Below are 1518 nucleotides of genomic sequence, written 5' to 3' on the forward strand. Positions count from 1 at the left end.
TACACGCACAAACGTCCACTTTGTGGACATTGTGCGCCGCCCTTACAGAAACCTAGCCAATCGGTCTGCGCCCTTCGGGCTTGACCTCTTGGGGTTTCATGGTAAAAAAAGCAATCTCCGGCGGGCAGCCGAGGCGATACGGAAACCAACTGCCGTTGCCCGAGTGGACATAGCCCGTCGTCTTTTTCTTCTCGACGATGCCGCGCGTGTACTTGAATACAGGAAAAAGCGGCATCCCAAAGACGCCGAACTGCGAGCCGTGCGTGTGCCCTGTGAGTACGAGCCGCACGCCGTACTCGGCGCCATCGTCGATGAACTCGGGATGGTGCGCGAGCAGCACCGTCACGGCATCTGCCGGAATCGCTTCGAGCGCCGCTTTCGCATACATCGCCTTCTCCCGCTGGAACGCCTCGGCATCAAGCCTCTTCTTATACTCCGACATCGGGTAATCGACGCCTGCGAAGTAGAGCGGCACATCCCCCCGCCGCACACACTGCGCTTCGTTTTTCAAAAAGTGAATCTTCGACGTCGCCAACGCTTCTTCTACAAGCGTGATGCCGCGCATATGCTCGTGGTTGCCGTGACAGTACCATATCCCGTCAGGAAAAGCATCGGCAAAGCCGTCGATCAGCCGCACGGCTTCCACCGTCCATTCCGGATGGTCGAAAATATCGCCCGTCAACAAGAGCGCGTCGGGAGCAGCGTCGGCGACCTGCTGCAAAAGGCGCTCCAACCGCGCCAGCGAGAAAAACATGCCGAGATGCACATCGCTGAGCTGGGCGACCGTATAGCCTGCAAACGTCGGCGCATCAACGGAGATGTCGTAGCGGCGCACGACCGTCGCATTCCTCTCATAGAGATTGCCGTAGAGCGCCACACCGAGCGCCGCCGCAGGATACGCGCCCGCCGCCTTCAAGACCCTGCGCCGCCCCGCATCCTCGGGCACAGCGAGAGTTCTGCGGTAAACGGCACGAAAGACGACGGCGGCAGCTACAAAGAGAAACATGAACATCAGCGCCAGAAAGAATACGGAAGCCAAAGAAATCGTCGCGCTGTCCGAAAGAAGCGCTGCGAGCGGATTGCGCCGCGCGAAGAAGGATGCCGCCGCGGCGAAGAACACGACGCCGACCAGCATACGGCAGATGAAAAGCGCCCGTCCCGTCAAAAGATAGCGCAGCGCCCAAAGCGCCGCCAGCGTGAACACCGCAAGAACGATGACTAAAAGGATGAGAAAAGAGACCAACCTGCACCTCCATGAGTTAAACAATGTATCGCAGATATTATAGCACAGACGGACGGAGAAACATAGGAAACGCTGATAAAATGAAGTCGTCCAGATTTGCACAGATGCGCTGTTCCTATCGCGGAGACAAACCGCAGGCGCAGCGGTGCTACGTCGAGGATTTGTCGACGACGAGAGGACAGTGCAGATGTGTGAAGATGGGCGGCTGAATTTATCCGTGTTTCCTTGACTCATATACGGCTTTCTCTTGAATGAATCCGCGTTTCCTTTTATAA

1 protein-coding gene is annotated in these 1518 nt (G+C 57.2%); it reads right to left on the reverse strand.

Annotated features, from left to right (window positions below):
* Positions 1 to 52 precede the first annotated feature (52 nt).
* Positions 53 to 1243, reverse strand: coding sequence for a metallophosphoesterase (locus tag ACO5Z0_RS11075; RefSeq protein ID WP_485650352.1), 1191 nt, complete (start codon positions 1241 to 1243; stop codon positions 53 to 55).
* Positions 1244 to 1518 lie beyond the last annotated feature (275 nt).

The sequence above is a fragment of the Selenomonas sp. genome (genome assembly GCF_057272215.1).